The 18,754-nt window shown below is 40.4% G+C and carries 15 protein-coding genes and 1 pseudogene; 4 read left to right on the top strand and 12 right to left on the bottom strand.

Annotated elements, in window-relative coordinates:
- Positions 1 to 131: 131 nt before the first annotated feature.
- The 3 genes from CSQ79_RS16420 (at position 132) to CSQ79_RS16410 (ending at position 5,520) form a co-directional block, all read left to right on the top strand.
- Positions 132 to 527, top strand: coding sequence for a response regulator (locus CSQ79_RS16420; RefSeq protein ID WP_099702429.1), 396 nt, complete (start codon positions 132 to 134; stop codon positions 525 to 527).
- A gap of 888 nt (positions 528 to 1,415) precedes the next feature.
- Positions 1,416 to 3,632 carry a photosystem I core protein PsaB gene (psaB, locus tag CSQ79_RS16415; protein ID WP_099702248.1) on the top strand — a complete coding sequence of 739 codons (2,217 nt, stop codon included), beginning with the start codon at positions 1,416 to 1,418 and terminating at the stop codon, positions 3,630 to 3,632.
- Positions 3,633 to 4,668: 1,036 nt separating this feature from the next.
- The gene (locus CSQ79_RS16410) at positions 4,669 to 5,520 is read left to right on the top strand and encodes an alpha/beta fold hydrolase (protein ID WP_099702247.1); all 852 of its coding nucleotides are present in this window, start codon (positions 4,669 to 4,671) and stop codon (positions 5,518 to 5,520) included.
- Between the two features lie 114 nt (positions 5,521 to 5,634).
- Here CSQ79_RS16410 and CSQ79_RS16405 read toward each other — a convergent pair whose 3' ends face one another.
- Both CSQ79_RS16405 and CSQ79_RS16400 read right to left on the bottom strand, forming a co-directional pair.
- A complete protein-coding gene (locus CSQ79_RS16405) occupies positions 5,635 to 6,354 on the bottom strand; it encodes an SDR family oxidoreductase (protein ID WP_099702246.1) in 720 nt (239 codons plus the stop codon).
- A 133-nt stretch (positions 6,355 to 6,487) separates the two neighbouring features.
- Positions 6,488 to 7,678: a thiolase family protein gene (locus CSQ79_RS16400; protein ID WP_099702245.1), complete on the bottom strand. Its 1,191-nt coding sequence runs from the start codon at positions 7,676 to 7,678 to the stop codon at positions 6,488 to 6,490.
- Between the two features lie 232 nt (positions 7,679 to 7,910).
- Between CSQ79_RS16400 and CSQ79_RS16395 the strand changes: the two genes are divergently transcribed.
- On the top strand, positions 7,911 to 8,189 hold the full coding sequence (locus CSQ79_RS16395; protein WP_099702244.1) for a hypothetical protein: 279 nt from the start codon (positions 7,911 to 7,913) through the stop codon (positions 8,187 to 8,189).
- Between the two features lie 315 nt (positions 8,190 to 8,504).
- Here the strand turns inward: CSQ79_RS16395 and phaC are convergent, their stop codons facing one another.
- The 10 genes and pseudogenes from phaC to CSQ79_RS16340 form a co-directional block, all read right to left on the bottom strand.
- Positions 8,505 to 9,557: a class III poly(R)-hydroxyalkanoic acid synthase subunit PhaC gene (gene phaC / locus CSQ79_RS16390; RefSeq protein WP_099702243.1), complete on the bottom strand. Its 1,053-nt coding sequence runs from the start codon at positions 9,555 to 9,557 to the stop codon at positions 8,505 to 8,507.
- Positions 9,558 to 9,572: 15 nt separating this feature from the next.
- Positions 9,573 to 10,304, bottom strand: a complete 732-nt coding sequence (locus tag CSQ79_RS16385; protein WP_289501219.1) for a poly(R)-hydroxyalkanoic acid synthase subunit PhaE — start codon at positions 10,302 to 10,304, stop codon at positions 9,573 to 9,575.
- A gap of 1 nt (position 10,305) precedes the next feature.
- Complete coding sequence (locus CSQ79_RS16380) at positions 10,306 to 11,322, bottom strand: SDR family oxidoreductase (protein WP_099702241.1); 1,017 nt, start codon at positions 11,320 to 11,322, stop codon at positions 10,306 to 10,308.
- Between the two features lie 705 nt (positions 11,323 to 12,027).
- Positions 12,028 to 12,423, bottom strand: coding sequence for a hypothetical protein (locus CSQ79_RS16375; protein ID WP_099702240.1), 396 nt, complete (start codon positions 12,421 to 12,423; stop codon positions 12,028 to 12,030).
- 46 nt (positions 12,424 to 12,469) lie between these two features.
- Complete coding sequence (locus CSQ79_RS16370) at positions 12,470 to 13,498, bottom strand: hemerythrin domain-containing protein (RefSeq protein ID WP_099702239.1); 1,029 nt, start codon at positions 13,496 to 13,498, stop codon at positions 12,470 to 12,472.
- A gap of 419 nt (positions 13,499 to 13,917) precedes the next feature.
- The gene (locus CSQ79_RS16365; RefSeq protein ID WP_289501218.1) at positions 13,918 to 14,796 is read right to left on the bottom strand and encodes an SGNH/GDSL hydrolase family protein; all 879 of its coding nucleotides are present in this window, start codon (positions 14,794 to 14,796) and stop codon (positions 13,918 to 13,920) included.
- A 739-nt stretch (positions 14,797 to 15,535) separates the two neighbouring features.
- A complete protein-coding gene (gene crtW / locus CSQ79_RS16360) occupies positions 15,536 to 16,396 on the bottom strand; it encodes a beta-carotene ketolase CrtW (protein ID WP_502693937.1) in 861 nt (286 codons plus the stop codon).
- Between the two features lie 806 nt (positions 16,397 to 17,202).
- Positions 17,203 to 17,502 (bottom strand): hypothetical protein, encoded by a 300-nt coding sequence (locus tag CSQ79_RS16355; RefSeq protein ID WP_099702237.1) that lies wholly within the window; start codon positions 17,500 to 17,502, stop codon positions 17,203 to 17,205.
- Positions 17,503 to 18,085: 583 nt separating this feature from the next.
- Positions 18,086 to 18,470 (bottom strand): annotated as a pseudogene (locus CSQ79_RS27895) (chemotaxis protein CheB).
- Between the two features lie 47 nt (positions 18,471 to 18,517).
- Positions 18,518 to 18,700, bottom strand: a complete 183-nt coding sequence (locus tag CSQ79_RS16340; RefSeq protein ID WP_099702234.1) for a hypothetical protein — start codon at positions 18,698 to 18,700, stop codon at positions 18,518 to 18,520.
- Positions 18,701 to 18,754: the final 54 nt, after the last annotated feature.

Raw genomic sequence — 18,754 nt, 5'->3', positions numbered from 1 at the left:
CGATCGGATTATTGCTCTACCCCCAAGGGATGATGCCGATCTCTCTCAAAAGCAGGAGTGAATAGATCTTTGGGGAGGATAGATATAAAGCAAAATCAAAATAGATAGCCCTTTTAGAAGGTTTCGTGTTTGTGCAATCTTCTCGCAACTACCGGATCTTGGTTGTAGACGATTTAGTAGATAATCTGTTTTTACTACAAACTTTTTTAGAAACAGAAGGATTTGAGGTAGAAACTGCAACCAATGGCAGCCAAGCCCTCAACCAAGTATGCACTAAGCCACCCGACTTAGTGTTGCTAGATGTAATGCTACCAGATATGAATGGCTATGAAGTCACTCGACAAATTCGACAGAATCACACTTTACCCTTTATTCCCATTCTGTTGGTTACAGCCCACGAGCAAATTGATGCAAGAGACGGATTTTATGCAGGAGCCAATGATTTTATCCGTAAACCCATTGATTTTGAGCAACTCTTATTAAGAATTGCAGCTGCTTTGCAGCTTGATAACTACAGTCGTGGTTGAACTAATGGTTATATCAACTCCGGTTGAAGAACTAGGCATGATTGAGTGGCTAGTGAGGAGTGAGGAGTGAGGAGTGAGGAGTGAGGAGTGAGGAGGGGCTACTTACTCATTATTTAAATGTAAGTCATTAACCGGATTTTATTTTAAATTATTTTTAATGATGTATTTTTGATCACAAGATATTTTAAAAGTAATCTCTACCTTTAGTTAGAAAAATAACTTAGTAGCAATTGTTAGCCTTCCAATTACTGATGTTTTAGCAAAACATCAGTAACGATTAAGTATAAATACATTTTATTCTAGTTAGAATGTTTTTTGATTATTTCTGTATTTAGCTACATTAGGTTTCTGAGACTAGGCAGTAAAAACACTAACTCAATTATTACAATCCTCAAAAAATAGCTGTAAATCCTGTTTTTCTAGACTAGAACTTTTGCATAAGTCGAAGTTTATGAATGTCATTCTGAGCGGAGTGTAATGTAGCACAGAATCTCGCGAGATGTTACGCTTGGCTCAACATGACAGTTTAAGTACTTTTGCAAGAAGTCTACTGATTCCTCAAATTACGAAGAAGCATTGAGGTAATTAATCTACACCAAAAAACTTAGTTTTACAGCTATATTTGTTTGGCTAATTTTAATTACAAGTCAACGTAAAAATGATCACAAATTTAGTTTATATTCTTGAATATTTCATTTCTTTAAGAAAGTTATTTAGTAGTAAATTGCTTTATAGAATGACTTAAATAAGAGGATAGAGGTATTGCCTTTATCAAACAAATTGACCTCCAATTGAAGCCAGAAAGGGGACTTATTTATTGCTACGTGTTGCTCGTTGGCTGTTAACGAGTAACAACAATTTCCTGAATGGAGGATTTTAGTAAAGCATATGGCAACAAAATTTCCTAAGTTTAGCCAAGATCTCGCGCAGGACCCGACAACACGTCGCCTGTGGTACGGGATTGCCATGGGCAATGACTTTGAAAGCCATGATGGGATGACCGAAGAGAAGCTCTATCAAAGGATCTTCGCAACTCACTTCGGTCATGTGGCAATCATTTTTCTGTGGACATCAAGCTTGCTGTTCCACGTCGCTTGGCAAGGTAACTTTGAACGATGGATTAAAGATCCATTAAATGTCCGTCCTATTGCTCATGCAATCTGGGACCCTCATTTTGGTAAAGCCGCAGTTGATGCGTTTACCCAAGGAGGTGCTAGCTACCCAGTCAATATTGCTTACTCGGGTGTCTATCACTGGTGGTACACGATCGGGATGCGGACAAATAACGACCTGTATAGCGGTGCAATATTTCTGTTACTGCTAGCAGCATTATTCTTGTTTGCTGGTTGGTTGCATCTCCAGCCAAAGTATAGCCCTAGTTTGACTTGGTTTAAGAGCGCGGAGCCTCGACTAAACCACCACTTAGCAGGTTTATTTGGCGTCAGTGCCCTTGCATGGACTGGTCACTTGGTTCACGTTGCGATTCCCGAATCGCGCGGACAGCACGTTGGCTGGGATAACTTCTTAACAACACTGCCGCACCCAGAAGGATTGAGACCATTCTTTACTGGAAACTGGGGTGTTTACGCCGCCAACCCTGACACGGCAAACCATGTATTCGGTACATCGCAAGGTGCAGGAACAGGGATTCTGACGTTTTTGGGTGGTTTTCATCCACAAACACAGTCGTTGTGGCTGACAGATATGGCGCATCACCATTTGGCGATCGCTGTTATCTTCATCATCGCCGGTCATATGTACCGGACAAATTTCGGAATTGGTCACAGCATCAAAGAGATGCTCAATGCCAAAAACTTCTTTGGTGTTAAAACTGAAGGTCAATTCAACCTACCCCACCAAGGACTGTACGACACCTATAACAACTCACTGCACTTTCAGTTATCGATCCACCTAGCAGCACTCGGTACTGCACTTTCGCTGGTGGCGCAGCATATGTATGCCATGCCTCCCTATGCGTTCATTGGGCAGGACTTTACCACACAAGCCGCGTTGTATACTCACCATCAGTATATTGCTGGGTTCTTCATGATCGGTGCGTTTGCTCACGCCGCGATTTTCTGGATACGCGACTACGACGAGGAGCAAAATAAAGGTAACGTACTCGACCGCGTGTTGCAGCACAAAGAAGCGATTATTTCGCACCTCAGTTGGGTATCGCTATTCTTGGGTTTCCACACTCTAGGACTTTATGTACACAACGACGTTGTTGTTGCCTTCGGTACACCAGAAAAGCAAATTCTAATTGAGCCAGTATTTGCTCAGTTCATTCAAGCTTCGCACGGTAAGGTACTGTATGGCTTTGACACTCTATTGTCGAATCCAGATAGTATTGCGTCTACTGCGGGTGCTGCATGGCTACCAGGGTGGTTAGATGCAATTAATAATGGTACTAACTCGCTATTCTTGACGATTGGTCCTGGCGATTTCTTAGTACACCATGCGATCGCGCTTGGTCTGCACACGACTGTTTTAATTTGTGTCAAGGGCGCATTAGATGCCCGTGGTAGCAAGCTGTTTCCCGATAAAAAGGACTTTGGCTTTACCTTCCCCTGCGATGGTCCTGGTCGTGGTGGTACTTGCCAAACTTCCGCTTGGGAGCAGTCTTTCTTCCTGGCTACTTTCTGGATGCTTAACCTGCTGGGTTGGACTACCTTCTACTGGCACTGGAAGCATCTCGGTATTTGGCAAGGTAATGTCGCCCAGTTCAACGAGTCTTCAACTTATTTAATGGGCTGGTTGCGCGATTACTTGTGGCTCTACTCGGCGCAGTTAATTAACGGTTACAATCCCTACGGCATGAATAATCTGTCGGTCTGGGCTTGGATGTTCTTATTTGGACACCTCGTTTGGGCAACCGGCTTCATGTTCTTGATTTCGTGGAGAGGATACTGGCAAGAGTTAATCGAAACTCTCGTTTGGGCGCACGAACGCACACCACTAGCAAACCTAGTTCGCTGGAAGGATAAGCCAGTCTCTCTATCTATCGTTCAAGGTTGGTTGACTGGTTTAGCTCACTTCACGGTTGGCTACGTCCTCACATATGCTGCGTTCCTGATAGCCTCAACTGCTGGTAAATTTGGCTAATCAAATTAAGTTAGCTAAATTTCAGTTTTAAATAAGTCATATTTCCTCGTCGAAAGGCGAGGATTTTTATTGCAAAATTAATAGCCTGGATTTAATATCCATGACAAGTTAAATGAGTTTAGTAAGTGGGTGAAAATAAACGTAATTAAAAGGTTGGTAACTGGTCATTGGTCATTGGTAGCAATTCGTTTGTGTGGCTAAATGCTAATTGCCAAGTGATAAAAGCTTTTTAAGTTCCCTATTACCCATTACCCATTACCCATTACCGACCTTAACAAGTGTGATATTTAATTATGTCCACCTACTTTGCTGTATATTGACCAACTTAGAAACTTTTCACATTTTGTTAAAAGACTTATTCACTATGACTTGAACAAAGCAGCACAGTTATAATATTTTTATTTATTAAAAATTTAGTAAAATATGATAACTTCAACCAAAGGTTTAAAAGTTATTTTAATAAACTAACCTACAGTGACTTAATAACAGCATTTTGTATCTTTACCAACACAAATATTTAATAGACATCTACTTCTTTAGTTATGGTTTTAGGCTAGTAATACCGGTTATTTTATGTATTAGTGAATTCCTGATCAATGTGTACCTACTTGCCTGAAAGTGGTTAAGATACAAAGCCTACAGAAATGTAGCTCTGCCAAGGCTTATGTATTTGTCAACGCTTCAGGCTTTTTATTGTTAGTAAGCTGGCGAATAGATAAAATTATAATATGATTGAAAGGAGTTGGATGTAAAAAAACAACTATCGGTAATAAAATATACTTTTAGTTTTAAAAGAATTTAAATATAGCACAGAATTACTTAACAAAAAATAGTAATATAGCTTAAGAAGGATTGAATTCTATAAAATATTTTAAGTCTTACTCAGTTTTTGCAGAATATTACTGATGATTGTTATTGGCACTACAAAAAAACAATTCATCCAAAGCTAAGAAACCTAGTTAGCTTAATTAACATAGACGTATTAATTAATGTAATTTATTTTTGAACTCATTAAAAATTAGCATTGGAGCAAAGCGTGAACACTGTAGTTAAAGAACAGCAAATTAATTTAAATGGTTTCACAATTCGTTACTTTACAGCAGGCGAAGATGGTTTACCATTAGTGCTCTTACATGGAAATGCTGCCAGTGCTATTGATTGGTCTTGGGTATTGCCTAGACTAGCAAATCAGTATCGCGTCTATGCGCCAGATTTTCCTGGTTTTGGCGACAGTAGCAAACCTAATCTCAACTATTCACTAGACTTTTTGACGCAGTTTGTCAGTGACTTTCTCAATGCACTGAACATAGAAAAAGCGGTATTGGCTGGAAACTCGTTAGGTGGTATTGTTGCTTTGCGGTTTGCATTATCGAATAGCGATCGCGTTGCGTCACTCGTGCTAGTAGACAGTTCAGGATTGGGTTATGCTGTCACTCCACTGCTATCGCAGTTGACCTTACCTGGATATGGGGAGATTATGATCGCGGGATGTAAAACTCCTTTGGGCGCAAAGCCGCGATCGTGGTTGCGAGCAACATTACTGTTTACACATCCTGGAAAAGTCCCAGCAATATGGATCGCCGAACAAGAGCGAATGTCACTACTCCCTGGCTTTCTGGAGGCTAGCTTATCCGCGTTACGAGCGCAGTTAAATTTCATAGGACAGCGTGAGGTATTACTTGATACACTAAATCAGTTGACGATCCCAACGCTTGTTGTCTGGGGTACGAATGACTCGGTTTTCCCCAAATATCAAGCAGAAACCGCCGTCAGCCGATTACAGCGAGGACAACTTGCTTTGATACCCGATTGCGGTCACTTACCCCATGTCGAACGTCCTGATCTGTTTAGTAACGCAGTGAATCAGTTTTTAGTTGAAGTTAAGTAGATGAAAGTAGGTAACTGGTAATTGGTAATTGGAAAGATTACTTATTAAAAATTACCTGTTACCCATTACCCATTACCAACAACCAAAAGTATGCCTGCCCCTTCTGTCCTGATTTCAAGTATGACAAGCGCCGTTAACACGCAAGACTGTACCTGTAACATAGCTACTTGCAATCGGTGAAAGTAGAAATGCTACTGCCCAGGCAACTTCTTCGGGCTTGCCAAAGCGACGTAGAGGCACCTCAGATAAAATCCGTTGCTTTACTTTGTCGGGTACACTCTGGAGCATATCTGTATCGATAAATCCTGGTGCTACCACATTAGCTCGGACTCCGTATCGCGCCGCCTCTAACGCTAGTGTTTTCGTTAGACCAATTAAACCTGCTTTGGATGCAGCATAGTTAGTTTGACCAACATTACCACGTTCGCCGGAAATTGAACTGATACAGACAAGCGATCCTTCACCCCGCTCGTACATTTTGGGAATCACAGGCATGAGTGTGTGATAGACTCCCTTTAAATTCGTGTCAATGACTGCATCCCAGTCTGAAGTTGTTTGTTTGGGGAAAAAATTGTCGCGCGTAATTCCTGCATTTGCCACAACTCCGTAGATCGAACCTAATGTTTGTTCAATCTTTTCGACGACTTGCTCCATCGTTGCAGGATCAGTAACATCAGCTGCGATCGCCATACCATGTGGATTAATGCGATCGCTGCGATGCGTATAAGCAACCTTAGCACCTAACTGTTCGAGTAACGCAACAGTAGCGGCTCCAATCCCGCGATTACCACCAGTAACTAAAACAACTTTATCCTCTAGTCCCAAAGATACCATCAGTTACTCTCTACAAAGTGAATATAAATTTAAGACTGGTAATAGGTAATTGGTGATTGGTAATTGGTAATGTATTGAGAATATCTATTACCCGTTACCCATTACCCGTTACCCGTTACCCATTCCCCAATCTTTATTGCAATCGTTCTACTGCGATCGCTGTCCCCCCACCAGTACCATGACAAACCGCCGCTAACCCTAGCTGCACATCGCGTTCCTGTAAAGCATTGAGTAGCGTCACAATAATTCGCGCCCCAGAAGCACCGATCGGATGTCCCAGTGCGATCGCGCCTCCATGAACATTAAGCTTCTCGTAGGGAACACCCAGAAGTCGATTAAATAACACGTTGCTTAAGGCAAACGCTTCGTTGTTTTCAAACAGATCAAAATCGTAGATTCTCATCTTTAACTTGGCTAATAGCTTTTGCACTGCCACAATTGGCACTTCTGGAAAGCGCCAAGTTTCTCCACCTACCCACGTCCCGCCAAAAATCCGTGCCATTGGTTTGAGTCCGTGCTGTTCCACGGCTTTTTTGCTCGCTACAACCAGCGCTGCGGCTCCATCTGAGAGTTGGCTGCTGTTACCAGCCGTGAAGATTCCATCTTCGATAAATGCAGATTTGAGCCTGCTGAGGCTTTCTAATGTGCTTTCTGGGCGAATTCCCTCGTCTTTGTCTACAAGGAGGGTTCCAGTTTTACTTTTGACTTCAATCGGGGCAATTTCGCGTTTAAAAGTTCCTTGTGCGGTGGCGATCGCTGCTCGTTGGTGTGAATATAAGGCGACTTCATCTAACTCCGCCCGCGCGATATTGTAAGCTGATGCCAGGCGCTCAGCTTGTTCTCCCATAGTTTCTGAGGATGTGGGATCGGTAAGACCGTCGTAGAGTAGGATATCAGTGAGTTGCTCTGGCGAACTCAGCGATTTGTATCCCCACCGTGCGCGGTGTGATATTAAAAAGCCTGTCTGCGACATTGACTCCATTCCGCCTGCAAGCACGAGATCTGCAGCTTGGGCGTTAATCGCAGTGGTTGCATTAATGACGCTCATCATTGCTGAAGAGCAAACCATGTCAACGGCGTATCCGTTTACTGATTCTGGAATTCCAGCTTTTAAAGCTGCTTGACGCGGTAATGACTGTCCGTGTCCGGCGCGAAGTACGTTACCCAGGATGTACAAATCTAAAGATTCACCTGAGATTCCGGCTTGTTTTAAGACTGCTTGGATTGTGTGTGTACCTAACTCCACCGGAGAACAATTTGCAAGTACTCCTCCGAATCGACCCAGGGGTGTACGTGCTGTGGAGATGATGTAGGCTTCTTGCATATAACTTTGTTGAGTGAAAGGGATTTTTAACGAACCACAGAGACGCAGAGGAGCCAGTGCGTTGCGGAGGTTTCCTCCGTTGTAGCAACTGGCGTAACGCAGAGTAAGAATAAGAGGAGATGTATTAATTTATGTTTTATCTTTGTGAATGTAGTGTTTGTGCTTGCGTATTTGTCAACATTATTGTTAATAGATAGTTAGGATATTTCATTTAAATGTAGGAGCGATCGCTATGGATTGGTCAAGTAATGTTGAACAGTTTTTTCGACAGTTAAGTGAAGTTCAAAAGGCTGCTTTTAATAACTGGAATGACACGATGCCGAGTATGGAAAATGTGAATACACAATTTTCTGATACTGTTGAAAAAACATTGAACTTTCAAGAGGAATTAATCAAAAACTCGCTGGAAACTCAAGCTCTAATTGCTCGTATGTCGATTGAAATTCAGCAGCAATTGTGGAATGGATATTTTCAGACAATACGGAAATCACAAACGCAAAAATCTGAATGAGTGTTAATATAAGAAGTTAACCTCGATCAAAAAAACGTCAGAATCCAGAGCAAAAGCTACCTATATAAATTCCTGGATTCTGATTTATTAGAACTCAACTAATATGAATTGAATTTATTTTAGCCATTTATTTATATTATCCTCAAAAAATAGTGAAAATATTGTCCTCCTCAACCAAAATAATGGTAAAAACTTGATAAAACTTCTATCGTAAGATTCAGCCTGTTACAACCAAAGAGAGAAGTTCATATCAAGTTAGTATGTGAGAAAAAATACAAAATATTATCAAATTCAGTCAATCACTTATAAGGTTCGTTAATTTTCCTCTCTTATTCTCAACCAATCAGCGATCGCTATAGGCAGGTTTTTTTGTACTTTACTACTCACATACATCCCAATATGCCCAACCGGAAAAGAGCTTACAGTGTAGTCGCTAATAGTAATGTATTTCTCCAAAGCCAATGAAGAAATAGGCGGTACTAAATGATCCTGCTCAGCGTATATATTGAAAACTGGCATGCGAATATTTTCTAAATGTATTGGATTTCCTTCTATTTCTAGCTGACCTTTAATCAGTTTATTTTCTTGATAAAAGTCCTTCATATATTGTCGAAAGGTTTCTCCAGCTAGATCGGGACTATCAAAAATCCACTTTTCCATGCGGAAGAAGTTGATAATTTTTTCCTCAGAGTCACTACTTTCTAAGAATTTGATATACTTTTCAACTCCTAATTGAAAAGGTTTCAGCATCAGAAATTGGAAATTTAGCCAGTCGCCAGGAACGTTACCTAAAGTATTAATCGCAAGATCTACATCTAGAGCTTTTGCGCCTAAAGTACAGCCACTCCAAACATTAAGTAGTCCCTCTTGAGTATGAAAATCAACAGGCGTAACCATCACAATTAGGTTTTTCACCTTCTCTGGATAAAGCGAACTGTAGCAAAGGCTAAAGGTTCCTCCTTGACAAATTCCTAAAAGATTAATTTGCTCCAGGTTGTGGCGATCGCATACGACATCTATGCAGTTATTAATGTAGCCATTGATATAGTCGTCAAGTGTCAGCCAACGATCGATCCGAGTTGGATAACCCCAGTCAATTAAGTAAACATCAACACCGAGTTTGAGCAAATTAGCAACAAGCGATCGCTTCTCTTGTAAATCAACAATATAAGGACGGTTAACTAAGGCATAAACAATCAGAATCGGGGTGCTAAGTAAATTTTTGACTTGTGGAATAAAGCGGTACAGTATTACCTTGTCTTCGCGATAGACTTCTTCCTTCGGCGTCACTCCAATTAAATTGTCTTCTTCGCGCAAACGGCTAAAAATTTCACCACGTTGCCAAAGTTCGGCTATTTCTGTAAACATTATTGCCTTTTTAAACTATTCTCCCCACACTCCGCCCAAAACACTTGCAGTTCTAATGTTCTCTTCTTTAGTTGGTACGGCTGGTTGTGCCTTTGTTTGCGATGTTAAAGCTTTTTTCAGGCTTTTAACTTCCTTGCGCAACTCGTAGATGCTGCGGTAAAGTTCATCAATTTCACTTTTAACTGGCAGGTCATACATTTTGAGAAATAGTTCTATCAACTGTTGCTGATAAAACCGATATTTCATGGCTGTGTTCAAGAAGTTCCCTTGAATTTGTAGGGCTTCTTCCGAACGAAATGTCTGTGCAAATATGCGGTCAAATGAGTGACTCCAAACTTGCAATAGCTTTCGCCAGTTGGGATCTTGTTTATTGAAATCCAATTGCTGTATTTCTGCGAAGGTTTTTACCCAAACATCAGTAATGACAATTTGATAGTCAAAGCTTGCTTTACAGAAGTTAAGCCAGGTATCGATTCCTTGAAATAGCTTGTGATTGAACTCACGGGTAATTCCTAAACTGGGACTTTGTAACCATTGACTAAAAGTCTTTTCATAAATATCCCAGTAAAGATCGTTTAACTCCAGCAATAGTGAGCGATCGCCAAATTTACTATTATTTATCACTAATGCTAATAGATCTATCCAAAGTTGATTGAACTCTTTTGTAGTTTGCCATAACTGAGCATAGTTACTCTCGATCTGCCCGTCTTTATTGGTATTGCATTCTAGGGGTGTTGCTTGATCCATCTTATGTTTTTCCCCCATTTTTGAACGCCTGTGTAGCTAGAAATACTAGTGTAGCCGTACTCATGATTGCACCCCACTTGAGGAAGGGATTCTTATCTAACCAGTCACCGATACTCGGTATTGCTAAATTACCAAAGTCTCCCTCAACTTTGTCGTTGGCTGGAATTGGTTCGTAAAGATTATTAGGTGCATCTTCAGATTTTGGTTCTGACGTGCGCTGGAGTTGATAGCCAACGTTGGCTAGCACAAAATCGACTAACGAAGGTGACAATCGCTGAAGGAGATCGGTGACTCTGGCTACATCTCCGACGAGAAAGTCACGAGTAGGATGAGTTGCAGTATAAACAATTGCGTCAGCAACTAAGCTAGGTTCGTAGTAAGGTGGTGCACCTGATGGTTTGACACCTAATCTTGTCAGCACATTGTTGTAAAAGGGCGTGTTAACTGAAGCGGGTAATATACTTGTCACACTAATCGGTATTTTTTCATGTTGTAGTTCGACGCGCAGGGCTTCTAGAAAGCCTTCAACACCATGTTTTGCAGAACAATACGAACTTTGCAGCGGTAGACTTCGCCTACCCAAAACTGACGAAATATGAATTAACGCCCCTCGTCCCTCACGCTTGAGATGCGGTAGTGCTGCCATTGCACCGTATGCTTGTCCTGTTAAGCCGATATCAATAACACGCTTGAACTCATCAGGCTTTGTGTCTTCAAAACTCGCAAATACGCCAGTAGCGGGAGTATGCACCCACGTATCTAGTCGTCCATACGCTTCAACAGCACGATCTGCGATCGCTTTAACTTGATCGAATACTGTCACATCAGCAACGACTGCGATCGCCTCACTCCCCAATTGCCGAATTTCTTCTACTAAAGATTGCAGTCCCGACTCACTCCGTGCAGCGACAACAAGTTTAGCTTTATGTTTAGCAAATTGCAGCGCCGCTTCGCGTCCAATCCCGCTGGAAGCCCCAACGACGACAACGACTTGTTGATCAATCGGCTTCAGTTGCATCAATGGTACTCCCTAATTCTTTATCATTACTAAAGCTTGGATTACTTTCTTTATAGTCATAAATGGAAGTAACTAATAACTTTATAATTTTTGGGATAAATTTTATGTTCTTTTTCTTCTTCAAAGTAGTTTTTTGTTTGCAGTAAATTAACTATATTGATAATTAAAAAAATACTGAAAATGACCATCCACAAAGCCTCTTAAATTTGCCAGTTGAGTTTTAAACAACAAATATAATTCCTATTCTTTCAAGTAGCAGCGTCTGGAGAATGCTGGGCGAATGAATTCGCTTGCTAAATAAACAAAGTCCACCTCCGTGGACTTTCTGCTAAAAAGCTTTTGAGTGTACGAAGGTACACTTTGCTTGGATAGCCTTAACTTTAGTCGTAGAGCAATATGTGATTCATCCAGGAGGTCTACTAATAATATGCATAATATCGTACTCTTCTGAAAACTTATCAAATCGATCTACTCAGCTTTTTCTATCTAAAGAAATGAATTAGTTTTAACAAAGTTAGTATTTTTTATTACAAATAATAGAAACAATTTAATATTATCTTTGAATTCATCAAATCAACTGTTTATTGAACTACATAAGTCATTAAAGTTATAGGTGTTTTTATAATTGCCAAACAACTTAAACTATAATACGATTTAAGTAACAGTAAAACGAGAAAATTGTGCAGGCTATGAGCAACAATTCCTCTACTCTGTAGCTGTTTGAGTACGATTGTAAGAGTTTAAAAAGATACCAAAGAGAATAGCAAAAGTCAGGTCAATCACACCTGGAATTAAATAAAAAGGGTGAAGATTGCTGATCAAAGTATGATAAGCCAGCACAAGGAAGACCGAAGATTGCGCAATAATTCCAAGTTTCACGATGCCATGATTGCGGGAGATGTCGTTACCAACCCACCAATAGCCAATCCCGATCGCAAATACTAATGCGAGAAATAGGTGTGAATATTCAGAATTGATGAGAGGTTTTTCGCCAAGCACCTCGCGAATCCATTGGTCGGATAGTAGCAAAAATATCGATTCAACCCAATTAATGACAGCCTTGAGTTGAAATATATATTTCCAGGTCATTTGATTGTTCATAATTGCACAAAGTACACAATATTTTTGGCTATAACTATCAATTTAATTAGTTTTCTAAATCAGCCATTGAAGATTGTAATTTGCTTTTAGCTGTTTTAAACTCAGTTGCCATTTGGAGAAGTTGCTCATGGCTAAAATTGTCACGGAGTTTGGGGAATATATCGTTTTCTTCTTGATTAATATGGGTTCGCACTGCAGTTCTTAGCTGCTCAATGTTTGCTTTAAACTCAGATGAAGTAGGATCTAGAGGTTTAATTTCATCTAACATATCCATCACTTCATCGGTCTGATCGAATATCTCCTGTGTGTGTTCATAATACGGACAAATTGCTGGGTAAAGAACTTGTTCTTCGGCTGTACCATGAACTTTTATGTCTTTGTAAAGTTGTCCAAAATATTCTTGGATTTTTTGCGGATCTTGAGCATTCAAAATTTCCCTAAACAGGATATCGGCTTTAGTATGATCCATCAGCAGCAGTTCGCGGATGCTCATCTCGTTATCGGTGCGCGTGATTACACTACCCACGACACCAGTTAAAGCCGCAACAGCATCTTGAACCCGCGCCCACAATCCCTGTTTTGCCTCAAGCCCTGTCAGTTCACGAACGCCTAAGATTTCTAAAATTCCTTTAAGTTGCTCTTGATGTGCGCGGTTTTCAAAGTTAACTGTATTTAAAGGAGCGATCGCCGCTTCAACATCAGCACCAACAACTTGCGCAGCCTTGTGAACAAGCAATCCTGCCATTACTTGCTTATGCTTGAGCAGTTCATGTTCTTGTACTTTCTCAAACAAACTCACATCGGAACTTGCCATGCGTTCTTGAATTTGCTCAATTATTTTCTGAGTGGTTGTTGTCGGTTCACCTTTAACACCGTACTGAACGATCGCAGTATCGAGAACACCTAGATTTTTGCGATCGTCTTCTAGCATATTCTGTAGGCGAGCGCGAATATCATCAGTGCAATCCTTGATAAGTTGCTGCTCATTGTTAATCAGCAGATTTTGTAGTGCTTTCATATCTGCTAATTTTGTGGCAATTGCCAGGCGCTTGGTGTCATCAAGACTCGATACCATTTTTGATTCTCCCCTTATAGTTGTGAACCAATAAAATCTACATTGGCTTCAACCTTGTCCTCTGTAATGGTTTTTGCTCCGCCATGAACAATGATGGCTACTGTCATCTATGACTCCTACTCAATTCTTGTCAGATACGATCGCGATCGCCACGTGAAGGAGACGTACTTGATACGTGAACTCTTTATTCAGCTAGCATTTAATACTTGTTTTACATTCAAACACACCCAAAAAAATCGCAGCTTCATCCTGAGAGGTGTCTTAGCTGCGCTTAAGGAAGGCTTTTTTATCAAGTAACTTTGTTATTTATGATACAAAATTGACTAATACCAATTTCCTAAATTCTAGCCACAAATTAATCCCGCGTCAGCCATCTGTAGCAATCTTAAGCCGGATTGTGCCACAATTTCAGGGGTGGTTTACGGCGGCAGTACCGAACCAGAATTGACGAATCCTGCGTCTTGAATTGCCGCAAAAGCAGTGTCTCCTAAAATGCGGTGCGCCTTTGTTGTTGGATGAATGCCATCCCAGAACAAAAACGTGTCTGGACTACCACAGCTTGAGCCAGCTAAACACGGACTGATGACATTAGTAAAGCCAAAAGCAGCGGGATTTGCGGTTGCTTCTCGATAAAGTGTATTGGCATCTAGAGTAGCGATCTGAATGTCAGAATGCTGTTGAGATATTTTTAGCGATCGCCTCAAGCCTTGATTGTGTGTTTGTGTTAAGGCACTAAGTCTCACAGAATTCACAGTAGTTCGCGTAGTTGGTAACTGTCCCAAATCTGGTAAATTTGCGACCAGGATCTTTTGAGCACCGACATCAGCTAGAGAGGCGATCGCCCTGGAAATATTTTCAACAGGTAAAGTAGTACTGCTTGCTCCCTGCAAATAATCATTCGCCCCTGCCCATACAACATACAGTACATTAGAATGCGTCTTTTGATGTGTCTTTACATGTGACTGCACCTGTGTCAACAACCCTGGTACAAAATTGCGATCGCTTCCAGTCGTAGCTCCTCCGTAAGCAAAATTGTGGACTTGATTCGAGGAGAGATGCAGGCGATCGGCAAGATACTCAACCCAAACTCGACCATTTGAATAACGCCCCTGAAAGTAGGGTGGTGATGGTGGATACATCCCTCCTGTTGCTCGGAACACCGTACCCGCATCCGAAAGACTGTCCCCAAACACATAAAGTTCTGTGATGGAAGGAGTATTCTGAATAGATGTCGTCAGTACAACCATGACAAAAGTCAGGAGCGCAAGTCCTGCTACTAAAAAGTTCTTTGCTTGCATGAAATTCTGCTGCAAACTACCAATGGTATTTCTACTTCCATTCTCAAAACTAACTGCAACCGTTGTTAATGGTTTTAGTTCTGAGTAAGGATTGAGTCTGCAATAAATTGCTTCTCTAAGGTAACAAGCGAAATTAATGCCGTGGAGGACGCAACCGAATACTTTTAGGTGTGGATTTTGCCAATCGTCTGAGTGACAACTGCGCGCATAATACCAAGTTAGCCATACAGCCCACCTGCGGATTGATTCCCCCTCTCATAGCTCAAGTCCACTCAAAGTGGACTGAAAAGCTGATTTTTGCTGTTAGCCCGCACTTTATAGTGCAGGGTGGGCAATCGGGTAACAGATGAAAATGGTGCAAAATTTGAATTGAAAGTAATGGAAGTTGTGTGTTGAGTTCATATGATATTTGTTGTTACGACTTTTGTGTTACCACAATAGCTGCAACAGCTTCATCTATCAGTTGTAGCGATCGCCACTTGAAATCTAAACCCAAACGCTCAGTTGCAAAAATCAATACCGCTTGGGCATACTCTATAGACCTCCTGCGTGAATACTAGGCGAATAAATTCGCTGCTATCTAAACAAAGTCCACCTCCGTGGACTTACTACTAAAAATCTCATTTTAGTGTACGAAGGTACACTTTGCCTGGATAGCCCCGACTTCAGTCGTAGGGCATCTACGATTCATGCAGGAGGTCTTATCTATCAGTCAATGTCATAATTCAACACTCAAGAACTAAATAGGTTGTCTATCGTTGATGGAAACGGAAGTTGAACCTTCTCTACTAGGAGCTTTGCTAACATCTGCTTTCTGCTTGTAAACGGCTGGAAGTTGCCACCAAGATACGTGGGGAAACTCATGATGTTCTTGATGGTAGCCAAAGTGGTAGCAACTGATGAATGACCAAAAAATTGGCAATGCAATCGTTTGAGCGCAATGAGGACGAATATATCCTTCTTCGGGTTCTCGATGGGGCAAAAACGTACCAAAATAAAACAGTTGAACGGAACTAAGAATTGAAGGCACAATCCAAAATAGAATGAGATTTGTCTGAGCAATCGGCAACATATAGTTAGCTAGATTGAATGCGATAACCATACCTAAAAATTGATTCCAACTCCAGTAGTTCTTCATGAAGTGGAAATACCAATAGATGGGATTGCTGCTATTGCCATCATGATGATCGGGGTCAAGTTCGCTAGCAGGATGATGATGATGTAACCAATGTTTTTTCAGAAGCTGTCGATATGAAAAAAAGGCATAAAAAAATACAGCTAACGAACCGATAAAATGATTGATTTTCTTGTTTTGCTGAAAAACAGAGCCATGCATAGCATCATGAGCAGTAATAAATAGTCCCGTATAAAGAAACGTTTGCCACGCTATGACGATTGGTAGCAACCAGCTTGAAAAATTAGCAACGTTAAGGCAAAGTAGCAAAGTTAAACTAGCTGCCCAAAGACTAATAATGAGTAAAGCAACAGCAAGCCCATAAATATTATTATTTTGTTTATGAAAAATTTGCTCGAACTTTGCATTGTCAAAGCGCAAGCTATTGTGCACAGCGCAGCATCGGAAGCGATCGCAGATATTCAAACAGATACTCCTCGTGTAATCAAACGAAAGCATGAATTGCCCAATCTAGATTCGGTTTAGTGAACCGAACTCTAAGCATAAAATGAGTTCTCTTGACTTTTACAAGTTTAAAAACTCATTTAACTAACTATTTGTGCAACATTTTCATTCTATTGAACTAACAAGTTTCTACTTATATCTGTAGTTCTACTTGTAAATCATCCTAAATATTTATTTGTGCAGAAACAGTCAATTTATAAATATGAATTTTCTGTTAGCAAAGACGTCAAGCTAGGTTAATATTAGGCTAGCGTTACCAGATATTGGTAATAGTCTTCCTCTAGAAACTCAATTTCCATAGGTAACACTGTTGCTACTCAGACTTCCTCTACTTTCTGAAACAGATTAATGTTAAATATATTTGTATTGCTGAAAACAAAATTATCAAGCAAGATCTTTCCTTAGATGAGATGCAAAGGAAAACAATTGTCTCCTAATAGCAATACTACCTACAGTAAGAAGAAGTAAATTTGGATAATTTGTACTCCTTAAAAAAACTCTTTGTGTGAGCTACTAACGTCTGATGCCTTTAATATTTCAAAATGGCAATTCAATGGACACTACATATTCCACCTGCAAAACAAAGCTAGGGATTAGCCCGAACTAAAGTCAAGTTGTATTTATAATTACAACTGATTTGTAATTTTGACGTTTAATTGTGAGAACAATCCTAAAAATTGCGATCGCTGTATTTTCATATACTTCGTGGCATTAGTTGGGAAAAGGAGAAAGGGACATGGTTAAAGACAAGGAACATTTAAGTCATCTCAATTAATAGCTTTAAAGGTAGCTCTCTTGATACCTTTAGCATAAATATGCATTAAAAAATAGTGATTTTTTAAGGGTTGTTCAAACTCAAACTCTAGGTTAACTAATGAATTCACTGGTCTAAATTTATTTAAGTTATCAGGAGCAATTTGAAAGCTATAATTTGGTACATCTACCATTAGCTTCCCCTCTTTAAAGAATAGTTGCCAAACTGTCTCTGTTACCTGGTTGAGGAATGTAATATCATGGTTTGGAAATTCCATCTTAGGAGGTTCAACAAACTTAGATTCAGAATTCATAAAGTTTAGATGACTAAGAATTTTGCCGACTGATTCTTGCCGTTCATTGTAAATTTCTACGAGCTAGTATCCTAAATTTATATTAGTTTTTTTTGATTTAAACCGTCATTTAATTAAGCAGAATACAGACTTTAAAAACCAAAAAACATAGCAGACTTAATAATATAAGCCTTTCGTAAAATTACATCTATTAATTAATATACTTTTATTGTTTTGAATGGCAGCTTTCTTAAGACAGAAACGAGTGTTAACTTAACAAGTAGTCAGGAATACAAATAGATAAAAAAGCTTAGTAGAGATGATTAGACCTTCTGTATGAATGGCAGATGCCCTACGACTAAAGTCGGGGCTACTCAAGCAAAGTGTACCTTCGTACACTCAAACAAGGTTTTTATGGGTAAGTCCACGGAAGTGGACTTAGTTTATGTAGCAGCGAATTCATTCGCCTAGTATTCACGCAGGAGGTCTATTGAATTCAACTTTGCGAGTTGTCTTCATATCGTCTCATCATTACCGTAAACTTATCATCTTGTCTAACAAGTGTTGGTTTAAACTACTTCACAGCAGTCTAAGGTAGTTTACCTCAAGTACTCACCCACTGCTTTATGGTAGAAGCAATTTCGCTTAGTGGCAGGACGAGATCTACAACCCTAGTGGCGATCGCAGCACTAGGCATCTCGAAAAACTCGGAAGTATTTTCATCCTGGGCAATAACTTTACCACCCGTCTTGTGAATGGCTTGCACTCCTGTGGCACCGTCGTTACCTTTACCAGACAGCACAAACGATCGCCCGTTTTTTAAAACTAGCCGCTACTGACTGCAACAGTAAGTCAGCCGAGGGACGTGCCAAGTCTACAAATACTGCTTCAGATAGGCAAATACCGTTTGAGGTAACGAACAGATGCGAAGTAGGAGGAGCGATATAAACTATACCCGATCGCAATTGCTCGCCTGCTTGTGCCTGCACTAATTCTTTCTTTCGTGCACCTGGAACAGGGAACCGCCACACTCTGGTCAAGTCAAGGCTGCATCTGTTTCTGGGAAACCTCGGTTGCGTAGAGCCACCCCATCAACTTCTACAACATCGGGTTCCTCCCGATTGCGATCGCTATTCACAGCAATAGCTCCTGACTCAACTATTGGTTCATTATTAAATTGCTTGACGGCTGACTTTCTAATAATTATTGATATCTGCATATCCAGCATAATAACAACGCAAAGGCACTGCATCTGTCATTACACTACTAAAGC

Origin of the sequence: Gloeocapsopsis sp. IPPAS B-1203 (genome assembly GCF_002749975.1) — a bacterium.
GTDB lineage: Bacteria > Cyanobacteriota > Cyanobacteriia > Cyanobacteriales > Chroococcidiopsidaceae > Gloeocapsopsis.
The sequence above is the reverse complement of the archived record's forward strand: the minus strand, read 5'-3'. Positions and strand labels throughout refer to the sequence as shown.